A 23,629-nucleotide genomic window follows, 5' to 3' on the forward strand; every position below is an offset into this window, starting at 1 on the left:
GCGCTCAAAACGGGGCAGGCTTTCCGCAACAACTGTCTGGCGAAAAGCCCGGCCCAGTTTCCTACAGCGAGTCTCTCTGAACGAGCTGCATGTGCATCACGGAGGTGGTGGGCTCGGCGCCCTTGATCATGTCGAGCGCAATGTTGGCGGCCATGTGGCCTTCTTCGCGCAGGGGCTGGCGGACGGTCGTGAGTGCGGGGACGCAGCGCGCCGCAATCTCGTGATCGTCGAAGCCGACGACAGAAACGTCCGCCGGAACGGATAGGCCTGCCTCGTTGAGTGCGGTGATGACGCCAGCCGCGATACGGTCCGATCCGCAGAGCACGCCATCGAAAGCAATCTCGCGCGCGAGGATCTGGTGCATGGCCTGATAGCCGTCTCCGCTGTTCCAGCCGGTATAGATAACGTTTGCGCCTGGGAGGTCTTCGCCCAGGACGGTGCGGTAGCCGCGCAGGCGGTCGACAACAGCGGGGTTGTCTTGCGGTCCCAACACGGCGACGATATCTTTGCGCCCGCGATCTTTCATAGCGAGTGCCGCAAAGCGTCCACCCTCTTCGTCGTCAGAGTAGACCGTCGAGAACACATCGCGATAGGGGTGGCCCTCGAGCTGGCCGCACAACACGGTGGGTACGCCCAGCTCGCGCAGCACCTCGAGCAGCTCGCTGCCCTTGTAAGGGGAGACGTCGATCACGGCGTCGAACGAGCGGCGCTCAAAGTGCTCGCGTGCGCGGTTGCGCTCATGCGTAGAAGACGCCTGCAAGATAACGGGCAGATAGGACGACTCCGACAGTTCCTCGGTAATGCCGCTCAAAAATTCGCTATAGGTGGGGTCGCTGAAGAGCTCACTCAGGGGCTCGGTCACGAGCACGGCGATGATTTCCGTGCGCCCGACAGCGAGCGCTCGGCCGCGAGCGTTGGGGACAAAATTGACTTTCTTGGCCGCCGCACGGACGCGCTTTTTGGTTTCCTCGCTAATGCGGGGCGAATCGTTGAGGGCGCGCGATGCCGTGGAGCGCGACACGCCGGCAGCTGCGGCAACCTCGGCAAGCGTAGGTGCGGTGCGAACTGGCTGGGTCATGGCGTCTCCTGGAAAATGCGGTCGATGTTGTCACTGATACGGGCTGGTGCGGATACAGCTTACTATAGTGCACCTGAACAGCGTTCATGATATCCGGTGACAGGTGTCGTTTTGCAACCAAGCCGCAATCGAATACGTCTCGTGTGGGTGAGATATCAGCGGGCGTGGCGGTTGCCTACGAGCTTAAGAACGATGTTTTGCGTTGAGTTTCGATATTCAGGGTGACATAAGTGTCGCGGTTGTACAACCGGTTGCACCGTTAATCCGGCCAAATCGACCGTTCAGCGGACAACCGGTTGCACAGTTTTTTGCATCGCCCGTAAGATAAGGACAACCGGTTGCACAAGAATCACTACGATGACGAAGGAGCATCACCATGGACGCCATTAACGATTGGGAAAACCAAGCGCTCACCCACAGGAACCGCCTGGCACCCCATGCGTACTTTATGGGTTATGAGACCGCCGATCTCGCTGCTACGTACAGCCGCGAGCTGTCGCGCGGGTTTGTCCAGCTGTCTGGCTCGTGGCAGTTCCGCCTCTTTGAGGGGCCTGCTGCCGTCTCCAACGAGGAGCTCTCCACGTACAAGTCCGAGTGGGATCACGTGGAGGTTCCGCACCTGTGGCAGGTAGACGGCTATGGCAACCTTGCCTATACCGACGAGGGTTTCCCGTTTCCGGTGGATCAGCCGTTCGTTCCCTCCGACGACCCCACGGGCGTCTACCAGCGCATCGTCAACCTTCCCGCCGTTCCTGCCGGCGCCCGCGAGATCATTCGCTTCGACGGCATCGAGAGCTATGGCGAGCTGTACGTCAACGGCCAGTTTATCGGCATGACCAAGGGTTCGCGCCTGTCTGCCGAGTTCGACGTGACCAACGCGCTCGTCGAGGGCGACAACCTGTTTGCGGTCAAGGTCCTGCAGTACAGCGATGGCAGCTATATCGAGGACCAGGATATGTGGTGGGCCTCGGGCATCTTCCGCGATGTGTACCTTATGCAGCGTCCCGCCGCGCACCTGGTCGACTTTAGGTTCCGCACGCACCGCGAGGGCGATGCCGCTCTGATCACGCTCGAGACGGTGGCCGAGGGCGCTACCCGCGTCGTGTTTACGCTCAGCGATGGCGAGAACGTGGTCACTACGGGCGAGTGCGTCGACGGCCATGCCGAGTGCAGCGTTGCCGATGCCCACTTCTGGAACCCCGAGGACCCCTTCCTCTATGACCTTACGTTTGAGGTCTACGACGGTGACGAGGTCAGCGAGTACGTTCCGCATCGCCAGGGCCTTGCCGAGGTGACGGTCGAGGGCAATCATATCTACCTCAACGGCACCTACTTTAAGATGCATGGCGTCAACCGCCACGATCACGACGATCACAAGGGCCGCGCCGTGGGCCTCGATCGCATGCGCCGTGACCTGGAGCTCATGAAGCGACACAACATCAACGCGGTGCGCACCTCTCACTATGCCAATGACCCGCGCTTCTACGAGCTGTGCGATGAGTATGGCATCATGTTGGTCGCCGAGACCGATATGGAGAGTCACGGCTTCGAGAATATCGGCAATATCGCCCTGGTCACCGACGACCCGGCATGGGAGCCGGCCTACGTCGACCGCATTGAGCGCCTGGTGATGCAGGAGCGCAACCACGCCTGCATCATTATGTGGTCGATGGGCAACGAGAGCGGCTATGGCTGCAACATCCGCGCGATGTACGCCAAGGCTCACGAGTTCGACGGTCGTCCGGTCCACTACGAGGAGGACCGCAACGCCGATACCGTCGATGTCATTTCCACGATGTACTCCCGTGTGTCGCAGATGAACGACTTTGGTGAGCATCCCTTCCCCAAGCCGCGCATCAACTGCGAGTACGGCCACTCCATGGGCAATGGCCCCGGAGGCCTGTCCGAGTACCAGGAGGTCTTCGATCGCTGGGATTGCATCCAAGGCCAGTTTATCTGGGAATGGTGCGACCACGGTTTGGCTGCTGTGACCGAGGACGGCGTTGCCTACGACATGTATGGCGGCGACAATGGCGATTACCCCAACAACAGCAACTTCTGCATCGATGGCATGGTGTTCCCTTGGCAGCAGCCGAGCCCGGGCCTTACCGAGTACGGCCAGGTCATCTGCCCGGTTCGCATGGCCTACGATGCCGAGGCAGGCGAGCTGACCGTCACGAACAAGCGCTGGTTTACTACCCTCGAGGATGTCTGCCTGTCGGCGGAGACCCTGGTAGACGGCGATGTAGTGTGCCGCAAGACGCTTATGCCCGGCGCGGTGGCTCCCGGCGAATCCGTCCAGCTGCCACTGGTGATTCGCGAGGCCGCGGTAGGCGAGACCCTGCTGACCGTGTGCGCCTACACCATGGCGGCTCACGCCTGGTGCGAGCCGATGTTCCAGCTGGGCGCAAGCCAGTTTGCCATCGCAAACCATCCGGCGCCGGCCATCGCCGCCCCCGCTCGTCCTGAGCTTACGGTCGAGGAGACCGAGCAGGAGATCCGCATTCACTCCCTCAACGGTGAGCTGACCTTCAACAAAGTTAACGGTACCGTGAGCGAGTGGAAGGCATCCGGCCGCGATGTCATGGCTTCTGGCCCCCAGGTTGGTTTTTGGCATCCGCTCGTCGATAACCACGCCCAGGAGTATGACTCCCTGTGGAAGGACAACTTCATCGATGTGATGCAGACGTCTACCCGCAAGGTTTCTTGGAAGCAGGATGGCAATGCGGTCGTCGTTACCGTGAGCCAGCGTATCGCTCCTCCCGTCCGCGCGTTCGGCATGCGCGTCGAGCTCGTCTACACCGTGCTTCCGAGCGGCCGCGTCGACCTCAAGGTTTCCGGCGAGCCCTACGGCGATTACTCGGATATCATCCCGCGCATCGGCATCTCCTTCGAGGTCCCCGGTTGCAATCGTGCCGTCGAGTGGTATGGCCACGGCCCGGGCGAGAACTATCCGGACTCGCTGCGCGCCAACCCGGTCGGTCATTACCGCACTACGGTCGACGACATGTTTACGCCCTACGTTATGCCTCAGGACTGCGCCAACCGTGAGGGTACCCGCTGGGTTGCCCTGCGCTCCAGTCACGGTGACGGCGTGTTGGTGACTCGTCCGGCTGATGCCGCCTCCAACCCGTTCTCGTTCTCGGCATGGCCCTATAGCTGCGAGGCAATCGATAACGCCAAGCACGTCTACGACCTTGTCAAGGGCGATACGGTCACGGTCAACATCAACGACCAGCTGCTCGGCCTTGGCTCGAACTCTTGGGGTTCCGAGGTACTCGATTCCTACCGCACCCGTTTTGAGAGCTTCAGCTTTGAGGTGTCCCTGCGACCGCTGACGTCTGCCGATCTGGCTCAGGCGCTGGCACCCATTAAGGAGGCATAAGTCATGCATGTCTTTAACTCGCGCGCCGATTTCGACGCTCAGATGAAGTCTGTCAAGAAGTGGATGCGCACCGGCCAGGCGCTCGATGGTGTTGCCGACCTGCAGCACGACGTGGCGTACTCCATCGGCGACTCGTTGGTGTACTGGTGGGTGAACGCCCACGAGGCAGCTACCGCCGATCTGGTCGGTCACCGTCGCTACCATGCCGTGCTCGCCCCGCTCGATGGCGACCTGACCGTCGAGGTGGCTTCCAAGACGGATCTTACCTGCACGCGCGCCTACAGCGATATCGACGATCGCGAGCGCTTTGAGGGTACGGGGGAGACCGTGACGATTCCCACCGGCGGCGTTGCCGTCGTCGAAATTGACGAGGCCTACCGTGTCGTGGCCGATGCCGCGGATCCCCGCGTCGTGGTACTGCACGTGACGGTTGAAGGTTATTCCTTCCCCAACAAGTAGTATTCGTCCGTTTGGACGTTTGCTTCGCGCCGTTAAGGGGGATGGCTTTGTTGACTCCCTTTTCCCCATTCCCCTTAGCAGGTGCGCCGTCCACGATTGCGCTTGCAGTCCGGACGGTTTTAGATGAGATATAACGGATGATTGGGAGGGCTTATGAGCTCTGAAAAACGAGGAACGATCGGTTCGTTCGCTCTGCTGGGCATGACGGTCGCCGCCGTGTTCGGTATCAAGAACATCATCAACAACAACGCGGCCATCGGCTTGGCAGCTGCGCCGTCGTTCTTCTTCGCCACGCTTTTGTACTTTGTCCCCTATACCCTGGTTACCGCTGAGTTCGTCGGCCTCAACAGGGACTCCGAGTCTGGCGTGTACGCATGGGTTAAGACCTCGATGGGTGGTCGCTGGGCGTTCCTGACGGCATTTAGCTACTGGTTCGTTAACCTGTTCTACTTTGCGTCCGTCCTGCCCAACGTCATCATCTACGCGAGCTACGTGTTCTTTGGTGCCAATGCTGAGCTCTCGCAGCTGTGGATCACCATTATCGAGATCGTCGTCTTTGCTATCGCCACGTGGGTTTCGACCAAGGGCGCTAAGTGGATCGGCTCCATTTCCTCCTTCGGCTCGACCGCGGCTCTCGGCCTGACTGCCGTGTTCATCTTGCTGTCCCTGGCTGCTGCCTTTGGCGGCGTCGAGTTCGCTACGGCTCCTACCCCCGCTAACATGGCTCCCGACATGAGCAACTTCGCAACTATGTGGGGCTTCTTCGGTACGCTTGCCTGGATCATCCAGGGCGTTGGCGGCGCTGAGTCTGTCGGCGTGTTCCTTAACGACCTTAAGGGCGGCGTCAAGGCCTTCGTGCGCACCGTCGTTATCGCCGGCCTGACCATCGGCCTTCTGTACGCAGGCGCTTCGCTGCTGGTCAACCTGTTCATTCCCGAGGGCGGCGTTGCCATCTCCACCGGTATCTTCGACGTATTCGGCGCTGTCTTTGTCCACTTTGGCATTCCCATGGAAGTGTCTACGCGCGTCATTGGCCTGATCCTTCTCGCTGCCACGCTGGGCTCCCTCATGATGTGGACCTCTGCTCCCATCAAGGTCTTCTTCACCGAGATCCCCAAGGGCGTCTTTGGTAGCAAGATCGTCGAGCTCAACGAGCACGGCATTCCCGCCCGCGCCGCTTGGCTGCAGTTCGCCATCGTCGTCCCCATCCTGATCATCCCGGCCTTGGGCTCTGGTAACCTCGACGACCTGCTCATGATCGTCACCAACATGACGGCTGCCACTGCTCTGCTCCCGCCGCTGCTGATCCTGCTTGCCTACTTTATGCTGCGCAAGAACTTCGACGCCGCCCCCCGTGACTTCCGCATGGGCTCGCGCAGCTTTGGTCTGGTCGTTGCCGCATTCCTGCTTGTGGTCTTCTGCTTTGTGCTTGTCTGCGGCACCATCCCGCTCGATCAGCCGCTGTGGCTGACGCTGGTCTACAACGTTGGCGGTGTAGTTGTCTTCCTGGGCCTTGCCGTGATGTGGTACAACCGCTATATCAACCGCCTGCGCGAGACCGATCCCGAGGCCGCCGAGAGCGAGCTGCGACCCTCCGTCCTCGACATGATGGAGTAGCGGCTAGGATTAATCTACGGCTGTGGAATAAATCGATTCCCTTTCCTAAGGAGGGGCCTTACGAGGCCCCTCCTTTTGTGTTTTGGGGCATGGTTTTGGACCCCGTGGTCAAAAAATGCCAAATATGAGTACTGTTGCAAAAGAGGTGTCATATTTTTCGGCCTGTTCTGAGCAAAAACGGGCTCAAAATCAATTTATATAACCCCCTTTAAAGGGCGTTTGACGGCTTTCAACCTCTTCGAATCGCTCAAAGGAGGCAATTTGCTCTCGATTTTGCTGCTACTAAATTGGTGACAGTACTCATATTTGCCACTTTTTGCCCACGAGGTGTTCAGAGGAGCTCTCGACAAGCATCTAACGCTACAATAACTACCACGTGGCTGGGTTTGCCGGCCGAATGTGCGATGCCGTGGGAGGGGACATGGTCGAGTTTACAAAGACGATTAAAGATCCGTTGGGACTGCATGCCCGCCCGGTTGCGCTGCTCTATGACATAATTGCCAAGCATCGTAGCAACGTATCGGTCAGCATCGGCGATCGCCATACCGACGGCCGCGATGTAATGGGGCTCATGGCTCTCTACGGCGAGTGCGGCGAGGACATCATCTTCCGCATTTCGGGCGTAGACGAGGCCTCGTGTGTCACGTCGATCAGAAACCTCTCCCTCTAAACGCAACAATGTGACAAAGGGGCTGTCCCCTTGTCACACCTGTTTCATATGGGAAACTTTTTCGAAAACTGAATAGGGACCCTTTCCAAAAAGTTAACCACGTGCTAGTTTACTGTAGCGAACATAGACGTGGTTAACTTTTGCTGCATCGATGTTGAGGACGAACTGACGTTAGGAGCACACTCATGTCTTGCGGACCGCAGATGCCGGCCATGCCGCTTTCGATGGTGAAAGCGGGCGAAACCGTGCACGTGTCTCGTGTAAAGGGCAATGAGGACATGAAGCACCACCTCAAGGACCTCGGCTTTGTCGAGGGCAGTGAGGTTCACGTGGTGAGCTCGAGTGGCGCCAATATCATCGTCACCGTGCTGGGCGCACGCTTTGGTATCGATACCAAGGTCGCCATGCACATCATGACCGTCGGTTAGTTCGCAGCATTTCATAAAAGCTGAAAGGGGGAAAAGAATATGAAGACGTTGGGTGACGTTAAGGTGGGCGAGAGCTCTACCATCGTCAAGCTTCACGGCGAGGGCGCGCTTCGCCGTCACCTTATGGACCTGGGCCTCATCAAGGGCACTTCGTTCAAGGTCGTTAAGGTTGCACCGCTCGGAGATCCGGTCGAGATCAACGTGCGCGGCTACGAGCTTTCCATCCGCAAGGAGGAGGCTGCCGTCGTCGAGGTCCAGTAAGGGCCCGCGGCAACTATTTATGCAGATAAAGTTAGGTTTTTCTAACTTAAATTTGCAATGTTGAAGCACATTATCCAGCCCGTGCGGAGAAAGCAGCGCGGGCACACAAGGAAGAAGGATTGAATGGCGGATTCTCAGATCCATGTCGCGCTGGCGGGTAACCCCAACTGCGGCAAGACCACGCTTTTCAACCTGATCACCGGCGCCAACGGCTACGTTGGCAACTGGCCCGGCGTCACGGTTGAGAAAAAGGAAGCCAAGCTCCTGAGTGACAAGAACGTCACGATTACAGACCTCCCCGGCATCTACTCGCTTTCCCCCTACAGCCCCGAGGAGCAGTGCTCGCGCGACTACCTCATGAGCGGCGAGCCCGATGTCGTTGTCCAGGTGGTCGATGCCACCAACCTCGAGCGCAACCTGTACCTGGCGCTTCAGGTTATCGAGACCGGCCTGCCCGTGGTCGTCGCCCTCAACATGGCCGACCTGGTCGAGAAGAACGGCGACAAGATCGACACGGACAAGCTTTCCAAGAAGCTCGGTTGCCCGGTCATGATGATCTCGGCCCTTAAAAACAAGGGTATCAAGGAGCTGTTCGAGCAGGTCAAGAAGTCTGCTGCTTCCAAGGGCCAGGTGCCGGAGCACAAGTTCGATTCCTCCATCGAGGACGTTCTGGACCACATCGAGAACAACCTGCCGGCGAGCGTTCCCGCCAACAAGCGTCGCTACTACGCTGTCAAGCTGTTTGAGCGCGACGCGGACGCCTGCAAGCTCATCAACCTCACCAAGGAGAAGGCCGCTCGCGTCGAGCAGCTGGTCGCCCAGTGCGAGCAGGATTGCGACGACGACGCCGAGTCCATCATCACCGGCGAGCGCTATGGCGTGATTGCCCACATTATCGACGAGTGCATGACCAAGGCTCCGGCCAAGATGAGCACCTCCGAGAAGATCGACCGCGTGGTTACCAACCGTATCCTGGGCCTGCCGATCTTTGTGGTCATCATGTTCTGCGTGTACTACATCGCCGTTTCCACCCTGGGCGGCACGGTGACCGACTTCACCAACGACCAGCTCTTCGGCACCGACGGCTGGTACGTGCTCGGTCAGGGTCGCGACGCCTATGACGCAGCTGTTGAGGCTGCGGGCGACAACGCCGACTCGGTCGATCCAGCACAGTACGGCCCCTATGTCCCGGGTATCACCACCGCGGTGCATGACGCTCTCGTGGCGGGCGGTACCGAGGACGGTGGCCTCGTCGATTCGCTGGTCTGCGACGGCATCGTGGCTGGCATCGGCGCCATCATGGGCTTCGTCCCGCAGATGTTCCTGCTCTTTGTGATGCTGTCCTTCCTGGAGGACTGCGGCTACATGGCCCGCGTCGCCTTCATCATGGACCGCGTGTTCCGCCGCTTTGGCCTGTCCGGTAAGTCCTTTATCCCCATGCTCGTGTCCTCGGGCTGCGGCGTCCCCGGCGTCATGGCCACCAAGACCATCGAGAACGAGAAGGACCGCCGCATGACGGTCATGACCACCACGTTTATTCCCTGCGGTGCCAAGCTGCCGATCATCGCCCTGCTCATGGGTTCCATCATCGGCGATTCTTCCACCACCGCCGCATGGATCAGCCCGCTGTTCTACTTCTTGGGCGTCTTTGCCGTCATCGCCTCGGGCCTCATGCTCAAGAAGACCAAGCTCTTCGCCGGTCGCCCGACGCCGTTCGTTATGGAGCTTCCCGCCTATCACTTCCCGGCAATCCGCTCTTGGGCGCTGCATGTATGGGAGCGCTGCTGGGCCTTTATCAAGAAGGCCGGCACGGTCATCTTTGCGTCCACCGTCGTCGTTTGGTTCCTCTCCAACTTTGGTAGCTACAACGGCGCCTTTGGCTACCTGCCTTCCATGGAGGGCATCCCCGAGGAGTTCATGGATTACTCCGTGCTTGCCATGTTCGGCAACCTGGTCGCTTGGATCTTCGCCCCGCTCGGCTTTAGCACCTGGCAGGCCACCGCACTGACCGTCTCGGGTCTCGTTGCCAAGGAGAACGTTGTCGCCACCGCCGGCTCGCTGCTGTCCGTTGCCGACGCCGGCGAGACCGACCCGAGCCTGTGGACCGCGTTTGCGGCTATGTTCCCGACCATGGGCGCTTGCGTCGCCTTTGGTGCCTTCAACCTGCTGTGCGCTCCGTGCTTTGCCGCTATCGGCACCATCCGTAACCAGATGAACTCCGGTAAGTGGACCGCGATTGCCATCGGCTACGAGTGTGCCTTTGCTTGGGTCATCGGCCTGTTCATCAACCAGTTCTATAACCTGCTTGTTCTTGGGCAGTTTGGTATCTGGACGGTTGTGGCCATCGTGCTGCTGGCTGCGATGCTCTTCCAGATCTTCCGTCCCATGCCCAAGCATGCTTGGACCGACGAGGACGAGACCAACACCTCTTCCGCCGCAGTTTCCGCTTAAGTCCAAATAAGGATTAGCCCCTTTCCACGAGCCCGGGTGTCCCAGTGACACTCGGGCTTTTTGGTGCAATGGGGGACAGATTGCTTTGCTCCAGAAGTAAGATGTGGCGTTTCCGCAGATAAAACCGACCAAAACAAACCTGTCCCTTTTTGGCAGGTGGAAGATGGGGTAAAGTAAGTGGTGGTTAACTAGAGGAGGCTTACTATGGCACCTATCGATATTGTTGTGTTGGCTGTTATCGGCATTGCGTTTGTCGCCGTGTGTGTGCGTATCTACCGAAAGGGCACCTGCGCCGACTGCGCCCAGGGTGGCGTTTGCACGGGGCATTGCTCCAACAAAAAGACGTGCGCCGCACTTAAGGGCGTGGACAAAATCGCCGAAGACTTGGGCCGCGGGATCAAATAAGGCCCGGACATCAAAGCGCCCCGCGAGCATTCGTTCGCGGGGCGCTTTGCGCATTTGGACGCGAGCGCGGCGAGTTGAAGAGTAATTTTGGGCATCGTTAAATCAGTTGCGGTGAAATGCGGACTGTTTTGGCTGTCAAAGGCCTTATCTACTCCGTATTCCACCGCAACTTTTTGTGGGGTGGGCTAGAGACGCTGCATGCGGTACCCGACGCCCATGTGCGTCTGAATCATCTTGGGGTGAGAGGGGTCTGCCTCGATCTTCTTGCGCAGGGTGCGCATGAACACGCGCAGGCTCGCCAGATCGCTGTCCCAGCTCGTGCCCCATATCTCGCGGGTGATGAAGGTGTGGGTGAGCACCTTGTCGACGTTTTTCGCCAGAAGGACGAGCAATTTGTACTCGGTTGGGGTGAGCGAGAGCTCGCGTCCGTCTTTCGTCGCGTATCCCGCGGCGTAGTCGATATGCAGCGGACCGTTGTCGAACGTGCTCGCTTCTGTCGACTCGCTCGACGCCATCGAGGAGCGCCTCAAATTCGCACGGACGCGCGCGAGCAACTCATCCACAGAAAAGGGCTTGGTGAGGTAGTCGTCTGCCCCTGCGTCAAGTGCTGCAATCTTGTCGGAATCTTCGGTGCGCGCCGAAATGACGATAATGGGGACTGCCGACCAGCTTCGGATCTTCGTGATGACCTCGATACCGTCAATGTCGGGAAGGCCGAGGTCGAGCATGATGAGGCTGGGGCCGTGCGACACCGCATCCATGATGGCGGCCTGGCCGTCGCAAACCTTGCTCACGACATAGCCGTGGAGGTCAAGCGCGGTCGAAACGAGGTTTTGAACGGTCAGGTCATCTTCGACCAGGAGGATGCGTGGCTTAGCGGCATTATTCATGAATCTCGATCTCCTCAGCGGGCAGGGTAAAACGGAAGACGGCCCCATGGGGGTGGTTGTCGCGAACTTCGATGACGCCGCCATGCGCCTCCACGATGGAGCGGCAGAGCGACAGCCCAAGGCCGATGCTTCGACGCGAATCCACGGGCCGCGTATTGCTTGAGGTGAAGAAGCGCTCAAAGATATGAGGCTTGTCGCAGTCTGCCACACCCGGCCCATCGTCTGCGACGTCCACCACGACGAACGCACCCTCGCGACGTGCGCTGATGGTGACAGTCGAGTCCTCGGGCGTGTATTTGAAGGCGTTCATGATGAGATTCGTAAGCACCTGCATGATGAGATGGACGTCAATGCGTACCAGCAGGATGTCGTCAGTGTGCTCGATGGTGACGGTACGTCCATGCGATGCTTGGGCGGCATGGCTGAGGGCGGCCTCGATGACCTCGTCGATGAGCTCGGATGTGAAGTTGAGGTGAATGGTGCCGTCCTCGACGCGTGTGATGGCGAGGAGGTTCTCCACGGTATCAATAAGCCAGAGGGAGTCATCGTAGATGGCATCGGCAAGATCGCAGCGCTGTTCGAGGCTGAGCCTCTCGTCGCTCTTCCGAAGGATTGCCGCAGATCCGGATATAGCCGTGAGGGGTGTCCTCAAATCGTGGCCGATGGAGCGCAAAAGGTTGGCGCGCAGCTGCTCGTTTTTCGCCAAGACCGCAGCCTCTTCGCGCTCTTGCGCCGCTCGGTCACTTTCGAGCGCCAAGGCGCATTCACCTACGATAGATAGGACGATCGAATGCTCGAAGGCTTCGGTCTCGCGCCCCTCCAGGGCGATGCCGATGACACCGAATACCTTGTCGCCGGTGCGAACCGCGAGGTAGAGACAGCGCGCCTCAGGCAGGGTCCGCGTGCTTGCGCCCGCGCGCTTGTTGTTGGTGAAGGTCCAGGTTGCAACGGCGCGCTCGTAGTCGGTGAGCAGCGACGCGGATCGGTTTTCGGTGCCAGCGGACTCATAGAGCGCCTTGCCGAGCGTGCCGTGTTCGGCGGGGTAGAAGACCACGTCGAGTTTTAGCAGTTTGACGAGTTGGTTCATGGCGACGCGGGCGCACTCCTCCGCGCTATGGGCTTGCTGTAAGAGCTGGTTCGTTTCGAGGAGTACGCGCGTTTTGAATGCGTTCTCGGCGGAGGTACGGGCATTGTCGGCGATGCGCGCAGTTAACTCGCCGGCGACCATAGCGGTAGCGAACATGATGCCGAACGTGACCAGATAGCTTCGGTCGTAGCTGGCGAGCGAAAACAGAGGCGTGACGAAGCAGAAGTTGTAAAGCACTACAGAGAGCACGCTCGATACGATCGTGCAGATACGCCCCGTCGTGGTGACGGCGGTCAGCAGGGCCGTGAGGATATAGAGGGATATGATGCTGGAATCGGCAAATCCCAGATGGCGGAAAGCCGTGCCGATCGCCGTGGCGACAAGAGAGAGGGCCAGCGTGCGAAGCACGTTTCGGCTGCTGGGCGGCTGCAGAGCGAGCGCATGGCGGCGTCCTTTGGGTCGGGAGGGCGGAGTCGACTGGTCTGGAATGATGTAAATGTCGAGGTTCGGGGCGAATGCTATGAGCTGTTCTACGAGAGATTTGCGGCCAAAGAGGGCCTGACGGACGCTGCTGTGCTCGCCCGTGCGCCCCATGACGATCTTCGAAATACCCGACAGGCGCGCGAACTCGGAGATCTGAAACGCGACGTCGTCGCCATAGACGGTTTCCATATGTGCTCCGAGCTGCTCGGCTAGGGCGATATTGGCTGCAAGCTTGGCGCGCTCATCATCGCTCATGGCTTGCGTGCGCGGGCTTTCTACGAACAGGGCGACGAGCTCGCTGCGAAACGCTTTCGCCATGCGTGCGGCGGCACGGACGATGCGGGGATTGGTCGGCGCCGGGGAGACACAGACTAAGATACGCTCCTTGGTGTAGTAGTCACGGTTTCCCAGCACGCGTGCGGCGTCTGTGAGGTGGCCGGTGCGATCGGCGCAGCGGCGCAGCGCGATTTCTCGGAGTGCGGTGAGGTTTTCGACGGTAAAAAAATGCTGTTGCGCTCGGTCGGCTTGTGCGGGACGGTAGACGAGGCCGGCGCGAAGGCGCTCAAGTAGGTCTTCGGGCTCTATGTCGACGAGCTCGACCTGGTCGGCATCATCGAAGATACGGTCGGGGATTCGTTCGCTCACGACAACGCCGGTGATGGATGCAACCATGTCGTTTAGGCTCTCGATATGCTGAACGTTTACGGTCGTATAGACGTCGATGCCCGCATGTAGAAGTTCCTCGACGTCTTGATAGCGTTTGTCGTGGCGAGACCCCGGCGCATTCGTATGGGCGAGCTCGTCGACAAGGATGAGCTGAGGGGCGCGCTCGATAGCCACATCTAGATCGAACTCGCTGAGCGCAATGCCGTTGTGCTCGATGAGTTTACAGGGCACGTTCTCAAGCCCTTGTGCAAGATGGGCAGTTGCCGGACGTTCGTGCGGCTCGATGTATCCCGCGACGACGTCGACACCTCGCCGCTTGGCGGCGTGGGCGGCTTGAAGCATCGCATAGGTTTTGCCTGCGCCAGCAGCGTAGCCAAAGAAAATTTTGAGGTGTCCCCGGCTGGTTCGAGCGTCATCGGCGGCCTCGTCTTTCTCAATTGCCTTGAGGATGAGGTCTGGATTGACGCGAGTGTCCGATGCGTCGCGCTGCATAGCGTAGCCTTTCTGAAGCGTTGTCCATGCGTGCATACGCGGTGAGGACGCCACTGTATGCTCGCGAGGTCGAGTATAGGCGCACTGCAGCCGCAATAGTGCTTTCTACCTGCATCTTTACGGCATCTTAAGGTCGTGAGCCCCAGCCCTCACGCCTCTTTAACACCTAGAAGCGTTTACTGTCCCCAGACGCTTGCGAGGGCAGGCGTCCGAGACATCGGACCGCGCGTGAAAGGGGCGGTAATGGACATCCTCATTCCCATTATCGGAGTCGTCTGCATTGGACTCCTTATCTATTACATCTACATTCTGATGAGGAGTGATTCGTAAACTATGGACGCTGCGATTCAGTACATCTTGTACTTTGCCGTGCTCGTCGTCCTGGCCGTTCCGCTCGGTCGGTTCATGGCCCATATCATGGATGGTGAGCATACGTTCCTGTCGCCTGTGATTGCTCCTGTGGAGCGTGGCGTCTATCGTCTGCTTCGCATCGACGCGGCAGAGCAGATGGGGTGTAGGCGCTATCTGGCAAGCGTGCTGGCCTTTTCGGGGATCGGCCTCGTGGCTCTTGTGGCACTCCAGGCGCTTCAGTCCTTCTTGCCAGGCAATCCCCAGCACCTGCCGGGTGTGCCATGGGACCTGTCGTTCAATACGGCTGCTTCCTTCATAACCAACACCAACTGGCAGTCCTACTCCGGTGAGACCACCCTGTCCTACTTCGTGCAGTTCATGGGCCTCACCGTGCAGAACTTCGTTTCCGCTGGTACCGGTATCGCGGTCATGTTCGCGCTGATCCGCGGCTTCCGTCAGATCAAGGAGCAGGGTCTGGGTTCCTTCTGGGTCGACCTCACCCGCACCGTCCTGTATGTGCTCATCCCGCTGAACCTCGTGTTCGGCATCTGCCTGGCTGCCGGTGGCGTCATCTCCAACTTCCAGCCGGCTCAGAAGGCTGAGCTCGTAGAGCCCGTCGCTGTCCAGCCTAATGCAGACGGCGGCTGGAGCGTCATCGACGGCGCCCAGATCGAGGGCGACACGGTCAAGGTCGACGGCAAGGTTGTCGAGGGCGCGCGCGTGGTCACCGAGCAGTTCCTGCCCCAGGGGCCCGCGGCTCCTCAGGTCGCCATCAAGCAGTCCGGCACCAACGGCGGCGGCTTCTTCGGTGTGAACTCCGCCCATCCGTATGAGAATCCCAGTGCCTTCACCAACATCATCGAGATGACCAGCCTGCTGCTGATCCCGGCCGCCTGCTGCTTCACCTTCGGTATCGGCGTCAAGAACACCAAGCAGGGCAAGGCCATCTTCGCGGCGATGCTTATCCTGCTCGTGGTCTTTACCGGCATCATCGCCGTTAACGAGCATATGGGTACGCCGCAGCTGGCCGATGGCGGCGCGGTCAACATCGAGATGACCGATGGCCAGGCGGGCGGCAATATGGAGGGCAAGGAGAGCCGCTTTGGCATCGCCTCCTCTTCCACCTGGTCCGCTTTCACGACGGCTGCTTCCAATGGCTCGGTCAACTCCATGCACGACTCCTACACCCCGCTCGGCGGGTTTGTCCAGATGCTCCAGATGGCTCTGGGCGAGGTCGTCTTCGGCGGCGTGGGCTGCGGCCTGTACGGCATGATCGGCTTCGCCATCCTCACAGTGTTCATCGCCGGCCTTATGGTCGGACGCACGCCTGAGTTCCTGGGCAAGAAGATCGAGCCGGGCGAGATGCGCTGGGCAGTTGTCCTGTGCCTGGCAACTCCGTTTGCCATTCTGGTGTGCTCGGCCATCGCCTGCATGGTGCCCGGTCTTGCCGACCAGCTCAACAATGGTGGCGCGCACGGCTTCTCCGAGGTGCTGTATGCCTTCACCTCATGCGGTGGCAACAACGGCTCGGCGTTTGCAGGCATGAACTGCAACAATCCCTGGATCAACGTCATGCTCGGCCTCGAGATGCTGTTTGCCCGCTTCATGCCCATCATCGGTACGCTGGCTATCGCCGGCTCGCTGGCCAAGAAGGGTAGGGTCGCCGAGAGCGCCGGTACCCTGTCTACCACCAACGGCATGTTCGTATTCCTGCTCGTGTTCATCGTTCTGCTGATCGGTGCCCTGAGCTTCTTCCCGGCCCTGGCGCTTGGCCCCGTTGCCGATTTCTTCCAGATGATTGCGTAAAGGAGGACGCAGATTTATGGCTATGCAAAAAGACATGATGGGCCGCGCGGTCCGCGACTCGTTTGCCAAACTGGATCCTCGCGTCCAGATTCAAAACCCGGTCATGTTCCTGGTGTGGCTTTCCGCCGTCATGACCTCCGTCCTGGCCGTCGCTTCCATCTTCGGTGTGCAGGACGCGGGTGTGCCCACCTACTATGTGGTCACCATCGCGGTCATCCTGTGGCTCACCGACCTGTTCTCGAACTTCGCCGAGGCGCTTGCCGAGGGCCGCGGTAAGGCTCAGGCCGATTCCCTGCGTGCGGCCAAGAAGGATGTCGAGGCCCATCGTATCGAGTCCGTTGAGGACAAGGAGCACTTCACCGTCGTTCCCGGCACCGAGCTCACGCGCGGCGACCTGGTGATCGTACGCGCCGGCGAGCAGATTCCCGGCGATGGCGACGTCATCGAGGGCGCTGCCTCCGTTGACGAGTCCGCCATCACCGGCGAGTCCGCCCCCGTGGTCCGCGAGGCCGGCGGCGACCGCTCTGCCGTTACCGGCGGTACCACGGTGCTGTCCGACTGGATCATCGTCAAGATCTCCAGTGAGCCCGGCCAGAGCTTCCTGGACAAGATGATCGCGATGGTCGAGGGTGCCGCGCGCAAGAAGACCCCTAACGAGATCGCTCTGGAGATCTTCCTGGTGGCCCTTTCCATCGTCTTTATCCTGGTCACGCTGGCCCTGTATTGTTACTCCTGCTTCTCGGCCGGTCTTAACGACATGGTCAACCCCACGGCCGTGACCACGCTCGTGGCACTGCTCGTGTGCTTGGCTCCCACTACCATCGGCGCCCTTCTGTCCGCCATCGGCATCGCCGGCATGAGCCGTCTGAACGAGGCCAACGTGCTGGCCATGTCCGGCCGCGCCATCGAGGCCGCCGGCGACGTCGACATCCTCATGCTCGACAAGACCGGCACCATCACCCTGGGTAACCGCCAAGCCGCCGAGTTCATCCCGGTCGACGGCGTCGATCCCGCGGAGCTGGCCGATGCCGCTCAGCTTTCCTCGCTGGCCGACGAGACCCCCGAGGGTCGTTCCATCGTCGTGCTCGCCAAGGAGCAGTTTGGGCTGCGCGGCCGCACACTCGAGGATAAGGGCATGGAGTTCATCCCCTTCACCGCGGCGACTCGCATGTCCGGTGTGAACTACGAGGGCAATGAGATCCGCAAGGGCGCTGCCGATTCCGTGCGCACCTATGTGGAGGCAGCCGGCGGCGTGTTCTCCCAGGAGTGCGACGAGGCCGTCGAACGCATCGCCAAGGCCGGCGGCACCCCGCTGGTCGTGACCAAGAACTGCCGCGTGCTGGGCGTTGTGTACCTCAAGGACATCATCAAGTCCGGCGTTAAGGAGAAGTTCGCCGACCTGCGCAAGATGGGCATCAAGACCATCATGGTGACGGGCGACAATCCGCTCACCGCCGCGGCAATCGCCGCCGAGGCCGGCGTTGACGACTTCCTGGCCGAGGCCACCCCCGAGGGCAAACTCGAGAAGATCCGCGAGTTCCAGCGTGAGGGTCACCTTGTCGCCATGACCGGCGACGGCACCAACGACGCGCCGGCGCTCGCCCAGGCGGACGTCGCCGTGGCCATGAACACCGGAACCCAGGCTGCCAAGGAGGCCGGCAACATGGTCGACCTCGACTCCAGCCCCACCAAGCTCATCGAGGTCGTGCGTATTGGCAAGCAGCTGCTCATGACCCGCGGTTCGCTCACGACCTTCTCGGTGGCTAACGACATGGCGAAGTACTTCGCTATCATCCCGGCCCTGTTCTCGCCGATCTACCCGGGCCTTGGCGCGCTCAACATCCTCGGTCTGGCAAGCCCACTGTCCGCGGTTCTTTCGGCCATCATCTATAACGCGCTCGTTATCGTCGCGCTGATCCCGGCCGCGCTGAAGGGCGTTAAGTACCGCGAGGTCCCGTCTGGACAGCTGCTGACCCACAACCTACTCGTGTGGGGTCTGGGCGGCATTGTTGCCCCGTTCGTATTCATCAAGCTCATCGACATGCTGCTCGCGTTCTGCGGCATTATGTAAGTGGAGGTTTGTATGTTCAAAGGTGTTGCATCGCGCGCACTTGGCGTGTTCGCGCTGTTTACCGTTGTCTGCGGCCTGGGCTATACGCTCGTCGTGACCGGCATCGCCCAGGTTGCGTTCCCGTATCAGGCGAACGGTTCGCTCATTACGGTCGACGGCAAGGTTGTGGGCTCCGAGCTCATCGGCCAGAACTTCGAGGACGAGGACCACATGTGGGGCCGCATCCAGAACGTGTCAATTGTCGAAGGCGAAGACGGCGAGCTCGTGGCGTATGGTGCCCCGTCCAACCTGTCCCCGGCGAGTGAGGAGTACCGGCAGCTTGTGGACGCGCGCGTCGAGAAGATTCGCGCCTCCAACCCCGACGCCGGCATGGATGCCGTGCCCGTCGACCTGGTGACGTGTTCTGGCTCAGGGCTCGACCCCGAGATCTCCCCCGATGCCGCCGAGTACCAGGTACCGCGCCTGGCGAAGGCCACGGGCAAGAGCGAAGGCGAGGTGCGCGACATCATCGCCCAGTGCACCAAGGGCCGTTTCCTCGGCGTGTTCGGCGAGCCCACGGTCAACGTGCTCAAGGTGAACCTTATGCTGGACGGCGCGCTGTAGGTGAGGGAGTGGCGGATGAGGGCATGACTGACTATCTGAGCCCTCAATTCCACCCCGCCCATCAGTTGCGGTGAAATACGGACCGTTTTGGCTGTCAAAGGCCTTATCTACTCCGTATTCCACCGCAACTTTTTGTGGGTTGAGTAAAAGCCGGGGGAGCGTGTACGGTCGGGTACAGCGCGGTTGCTGATACGATAGGTACGTTAGCAACTGCCGCCGAGCGGCTCAAATGAAAGGAACCCTGTATGGAGTCCTCCGCCTACCCGATGCTCTTTAGCCCGATCAAGGTCGGTACGACCGAGGTCAAGAACCGCGTCTTTATGCCGCCGGTGTCTACCAACCTGGCCGATCACGGCTATGTGACCGACGATTTGGTCGACCATTACCGCGCCCGTGCCAAGGGCGGCGTGGGTCTGATCATCACCGAGGTCGTGACGGTCGAGCCTACCTATACCTATCTGCCGGGTGACATGTGCTGCTACGACGACACGTTTATCCCTGGCTGGGAAAAGCTCGCCGCCGCCGTCCACGAGTACGGCTGCAAGATCATGCCGCAGCTCTTCCACCCCGCCTACATGGCCTTTAACATTCCGGGCACCCCGCGCCTGATCGCTCCGTCCTTTGTGGGCCCGTCCTATGCTCGCGAGGCGCCGCGCCCCATTACGGTAGATGAGATCCACGAGCTCACGCATCAGTTTGGCGACGCTGCCGTGCGTATGCAGAAGGCCGGCGTCGATGGCGTCGAGGTTCATGCGGCGCACGCCCACGGTATGCTCGGCGGCTTTTTGACTCCGCTCTACAACAAGCGCACCGACGAGTACGGCGGCTCACTCGACGCCCGCATGCGCTTCCTGCTCGAGGTCATCGCCGAGATTCGCGAGCGCTGCGGCAAGGACTTTATCATCGACGTCCGCATCTCGGGCGATGAGTACACCGATGGCGGCCTGACCCTCAACGACATGATCTACGTCTCGCGTCGCCTGGAGAAGGCCGGCGTCGACATGATTCACGTGTCGGGCGGCACCACTATCAAGCGTGGCTCTGCGATTCCCGCCGCCGGCACCCAGCAGGCCTCGCACGCCGCCTGCTCGCGCGAGATTAAGAAGCACGTCAACATTCCCGTCGCCACCGTCGGCCGCATCAACGAGGCCTGGATCGCCGAGGAGCTGATCGAGGACGGCGCTGCCGACATCTGCATGATGGGCCGTGCCAATCTGTGCGATGCCGAGTTCTGCAACAAGGCCGCTGCCGGCAACGCCGACGACATCCGCCCCTGCATCGGTTGCCTGCGCTGCCTGAACGGCATCATGTTTGGCAAGCGCATCTCCTGCACCGTCAACCCGGACGTGGAGCGCGACGAGGCCGGTTACGAGCCTGCCGCCGAGGCCAAGAACGTGCTCGTTGTGGGTGCCGGTCCCGCGGGCATGGAGGCGGCCTATATTGCCGCCAAGCGCGGCCACAACGTGGTGCTCGTGGATAAGCAGAACGAGCCGGGCGGCGAGATGCGCATCGCGGCCGTTCCGCCGGCAAAGCAGGAGCTCACCCGCGTGATCAAGTATCAGTATCGTCGCCTGGCCGAGGCCGGCGTCGCGTGCGTCTTTGGTACCGAGCTTTCGGCCGAGGACATTCAGCGCGACTACGCGGGCTACGAGGTTGTCCTGGCTTATGGCGCCGAGCCCATTGCTCCAGCCTTTATGCAGGGCTTTAAGCAAGTTATGACGGCCGATGACCTGCTGGGCGGCAAGGCTTTCCCGGGCAAGAAGATTGTCATCGTCGGCGGCGGAACCGTCGGTTGCGAGACGGCCGACTACCTGGCCCCGCTGGTCAACGACCTGTCGCCGGCCAACCGCGATGTCACCGTCATCGAGATGACCAAGACGCTTGCCGCCAACGAGGGCGGTGCCGGTCGCGCGGTGCTCATCACGCGTATGCTTTCCAAGGGCGTTCACGTGCTGACCGAGGCCAAGGTGACCGAGATTACCGAGGACACCATCAGTTACGAAAAGGACGGCGAAGTCCATACCATCGCCGACGCCGATACGCTGGTGCTTGCCATGGGTTACCGTCCCAACACCAAGCTGGCCGATGACCTTGCCGCTGCCGGCGTTGTCACCCACGTGCTGGGCGATGCCCAGAAGTGCGGCAACATCCGCGACGCTATCGGCGATGGCTACAAGATCGCCTGCGAACTCTAGTCAACCCCTTGGCGCATGGGGGCCAGGTTACTTTGCGCTAAGTTGATGCATGTAAACCTGACCCCATTGCACCATTTGATAAAACGCAAGCGCTCGCTGCCTGCGTTTTATCAAAGAAAGATTATTGTCGAGCCTTAAATGCCTTTTGTTTGTGTGCCTTCCGCAATCATATTGCGGTTGTAGACCAGGTGCAGATACATCGCATCGTGAGCGGCGGTGGGGTTGCGCGTCTCAATGGCGTCGGCCACACCGTGGTGCGTGCGGATGGTCTCCTCGACGAACTTTTTTGCCCGTTACGTCGATAAAGAGGGGAACGGATGCCTTGAGCACACCCATCAGACGGGTAACGGCGAGGTTGCCGCCATCCCAGGGCGGCTTCATGGGGTAGCGCCCGTACGCATCGAATTTTTCCTCTCATAGATGTGCGGCACAAAGAGCCCCGAGTTCATACGAGCTCGGGGCTCTTTTCGTTTGGATTTCAGACGTATTGACAGACGAAAACAGTCTGCGTCCGGTATTGAGCCATACGAAAGCGAAATTATGCGTCTTAATTCCGTACGCAAATCAAGACGAAAACAGTTTGCGTCTTATATAAATCAGTACGCAAACGGTTTTCGTCTTATAATACGGTTATGAATGGTACGAAACGAGGGGGTTGTGCATATGGTTGTTAGAGAGAGCCCTACAGTCGAATACAAGGAAAGCGTTACGCCGACGTTTCTTAAAACGGTGAGCGCCTATGCAAACTACGGGACGGGCAAGATTGAGTTTGGCGTTGATGACGAGGGCGTGGCTGTCGGCCTTGCAGATCCGGTCGCAGAGTGTCTCCGCATTGAGAACATGATTAATGACAGCTTGGATCCCGCTCCCCGTTACACGCTCGAGTCCGATGAGAAACACGGGACCGTAATCCTTACGGTTTATGAGGGACAGGACAAACCCTATCGAAGCAAGGGAAAGGCCTACAGACGAAACGATTCGGCAACGGTGGAGGTCGACCGGTTTGAGTATGGCAGGCTGACGCTCGAAGGCAGCAACGTGACGTTCGACGCGCTCACGTCGGCTCGCCAGGACTTGGGCTTTCATACGCTCGAGCATAAGTGTGTTGAACACCTCGGCATTTCCGAGCTAACGCCGGATATCATGCGTACGCTCCGCTTGCTCGGCAAGGATGGCTATACCAATGCCGCGGCGATTTTAGCGGATAAGAATGATTTTCCAGGCATCGACTGCGTCCGTTTTGGCGATACCGAGGATGTGATCTTGGATCGCGAGGCGGCGACAAATGTATCCGCAATTGAGCAGGCGGACAGGGCGGTGGCTATGTTTGCACGCTACTACCGTTATGAGCGTATCGAAGGGATGGAGCGCGTCCAAACCGATCGAATTCCTCTTGAGGCATTCCGCGAAGCTGTTGCAAACGCTTTGGTGCATCGGACGTGGGACGTTCGAGCGAACGTTCAAATTGCCCTGTACGATGATCGTGTCGTTGTGACCTCCCCTGGATCGCTGCCCGCCGGGTTGACGACGGAACAATACCTGTATGGGCAGATATCCGTGCTCAGAAACCCCATCGTTGCAGAGGCCTTCTTAAAGCTGGATTACATCGAGAAATTTGGTACGGGAATCGCGCGCATTAGACGTGCCTATCGCGATTCGATCAATCAACCAATTTTTGATGTTCGCGGCGGCATGGTGGCCGTCACATTGCCCGTTACCGATGCCTTTGAAGGGTCCGAGGAAGAGGTCCAGGTTCTCAAGGCCTTGTCGGGCGGGCGAATTATGTCGCGAAGCGAGATTGAAAAACAGACGGGGCTGAGCCGCATGCGGACGTTGGCGGCACTCGAATCTCTGCTTGAACGGAATGCAATCGTAAGGCAGGGAACCGGGCGGGCCACGAAATACGAGCGCTCATAGTCCAAAAGAGCCATGGTACAAGACGGGCCCCAAGCCAGCGTTGGCTTGGGGTCCGTTATATCCCGGATGGTAACGGGCCGATTATTGTCAAGTTAAAGCAAAGTACAGCGACGTACAGCAAAGTATAGTGAGATATAGCAAGCCGTATAGCGCGCCTTGATTTTCAACCCTTGATTATCAACCGTCCGTATTTCACAGCAACTTATAACAGGCTCGGGGTGCCAATTTGGGGTGCAGTAGTGCTGCGCCACGAAAAGGGCCTATCTACTACGTTTAAGCCGCAGGGGTCAACCATAGTCGGTTTTTTCGAAAAT

At 59.7% G+C, this 23,629-nt stretch carries 16 protein-coding genes; 13 read left to right on the forward strand and 3 right to left on the reverse strand.

Annotation, left to right across the window (positions count from 1 at the left end; genetic code table 11):
- Positions 1-61: 61 nt before the first annotated feature.
- Positions 62-1,078 (reverse strand): LacI family DNA-binding transcriptional regulator, encoded by a 1,017-nt coding sequence (locus DXD77_RS04905; RefSeq protein WP_089572647.1) that lies wholly within the window; start codon positions 1,076-1,078, stop codon positions 62-64.
- A gap of 376 nt (positions 1,079-1,454) precedes the next feature.
- On the opposite strand from DXD77_RS04905, the gene DXD77_RS04910 reads away from it, so the two are divergent.
- The 8 genes from DXD77_RS04910 to DXD77_RS04945 all read left to right on the forward strand — a co-directional run bounded on the left by DXD77_RS04910 (position 1,455) and on the right by DXD77_RS04945 (position 10,754).
- The gene (locus DXD77_RS04910; protein WP_117647976.1) at positions 1,455-4,463 is read left to right on the forward strand and encodes a glycoside hydrolase family 2 TIM barrel-domain containing protein; all 3,009 of its coding nucleotides are present in this window, start codon (positions 1,455-1,457) and stop codon (positions 4,461-4,463) included.
- A gap of 3 nt (positions 4,464-4,466) precedes the next feature.
- Positions 4,467-4,922 carry a hypothetical protein gene (locus tag DXD77_RS04915; RefSeq protein WP_117647978.1) on the forward strand — a complete coding sequence of 152 codons (456 nt, stop codon included), beginning with the start codon at positions 4,467-4,469 and terminating at the stop codon, positions 4,920-4,922.
- Positions 4,923-5,075: 153 nt separating this feature from the next.
- The gene (locus DXD77_RS04920; protein WP_117647980.1) at positions 5,076-6,539 is read left to right on the forward strand and encodes an amino acid permease; all 1,464 of its coding nucleotides are present in this window, start codon (positions 5,076-5,078) and stop codon (positions 6,537-6,539) included.
- Positions 6,540-6,960: 421 nt separating this feature from the next.
- Positions 6,961-7,209 (forward strand): HPr family phosphocarrier protein, encoded by a 249-nt coding sequence (locus DXD77_RS04925; protein WP_117634215.1) that lies wholly within the window; start codon positions 6,961-6,963, stop codon positions 7,207-7,209.
- A gap of 185 nt (positions 7,210-7,394) precedes the next feature.
- Positions 7,395-7,637, forward strand: coding sequence for a FeoA family protein (locus DXD77_RS04930; protein WP_231500839.1), 243 nt, complete (start codon positions 7,395-7,397; stop codon positions 7,635-7,637).
- 39 nt (positions 7,638-7,676) lie between these two features.
- Entirely contained in the window at positions 7,677-7,898 is a 222-nt protein-coding gene (locus DXD77_RS04935) for a FeoA family protein (RefSeq protein ID WP_006234774.1), read from the forward strand.
- Positions 7,899-8,021: 123 nt separating this feature from the next.
- Complete coding sequence (locus DXD77_RS04940) at positions 8,022-10,349, forward strand: ferrous iron transporter B (RefSeq protein WP_117647983.1); 2,328 nt, start codon at positions 8,022-8,024, stop codon at positions 10,347-10,349.
- Positions 10,350-10,553: 204 nt separating this feature from the next.
- Positions 10,554-10,754 carry a hypothetical protein gene (locus DXD77_RS04945; RefSeq protein ID WP_035136858.1) on the forward strand — a complete coding sequence of 67 codons (201 nt, stop codon included), beginning with the start codon at positions 10,554-10,556 and terminating at the stop codon, positions 10,752-10,754.
- A gap of 185 nt (positions 10,755-10,939) precedes the next feature.
- Here the strand turns inward: DXD77_RS04945 and DXD77_RS04950 are convergent, their stop codons facing one another.
- Complete coding sequence (locus DXD77_RS04950) at positions 10,940-11,644, reverse strand: response regulator (RefSeq protein WP_117647985.1); 705 nt, start codon at positions 11,642-11,644, stop codon at positions 10,940-10,942.
- Entirely contained in the window at positions 11,637-14,372 is a 2,736-nt protein-coding gene (locus DXD77_RS04955) for a sensor histidine kinase KdpD (RefSeq protein ID WP_117647986.1), read from the reverse strand. Before DXD77_RS04955 ends, DXD77_RS04950 begins: the two co-directional genes overlap by 8 nt.
- Before the next feature lie 333 nt (positions 14,373-14,705).
- Between DXD77_RS04955 and kdpA the strand changes: the two genes are divergently transcribed.
- From kdpA to DXD77_RS04980, 5 genes are all read left to right on the forward strand, one after another.
- Positions 14,706-16,529, forward strand: coding sequence for a potassium-transporting ATPase subunit KdpA (kdpA, locus tag DXD77_RS04960; protein WP_117647988.1), 1,824 nt, complete (start codon positions 14,706-14,708; stop codon positions 16,527-16,529).
- Between the two features lie 16 nt (positions 16,530-16,545).
- Positions 16,546-18,600: a potassium-transporting ATPase subunit KdpB gene (kdpB, locus tag DXD77_RS04965; protein WP_117647989.1), complete on the forward strand. Its 2,055-nt coding sequence runs from the start codon at positions 16,546-16,548 to the stop codon at positions 18,598-18,600.
- Between the two features lie 12 nt (positions 18,601-18,612).
- The gene (gene kdpC, locus DXD77_RS04970; RefSeq protein WP_117647991.1) at positions 18,613-19,203 is read left to right on the forward strand and encodes a potassium-transporting ATPase subunit KdpC; all 591 of its coding nucleotides are present in this window, start codon (positions 18,613-18,615) and stop codon (positions 19,201-19,203) included.
- A gap of 245 nt (positions 19,204-19,448) precedes the next feature.
- Positions 19,449-21,398 carry an NAD(P)/FAD-dependent oxidoreductase gene (locus DXD77_RS04975; RefSeq protein ID WP_117647993.1) on the forward strand — a complete coding sequence of 650 codons (1,950 nt, stop codon included), beginning with the start codon at positions 19,449-19,451 and terminating at the stop codon, positions 21,396-21,398.
- Between the two features lie 663 nt (positions 21,399-22,061).
- Positions 22,062-23,315: an ATP-binding protein gene (locus tag DXD77_RS04980; RefSeq protein ID WP_158549089.1), complete on the forward strand. Its 1,254-nt coding sequence runs from the start codon at positions 22,062-22,064 to the stop codon at positions 23,313-23,315.
- The last annotated feature ends 314 nt before the right edge of the window (positions 23,316-23,629 follow it).

The sequence above is a fragment of the Collinsella sp. TM09-10AT genome (assembly GCF_003436275.1).
Taxonomy (GTDB): domain Bacteria; phylum Actinomycetota; class Coriobacteriia; order Coriobacteriales; family Coriobacteriaceae; genus Collinsella.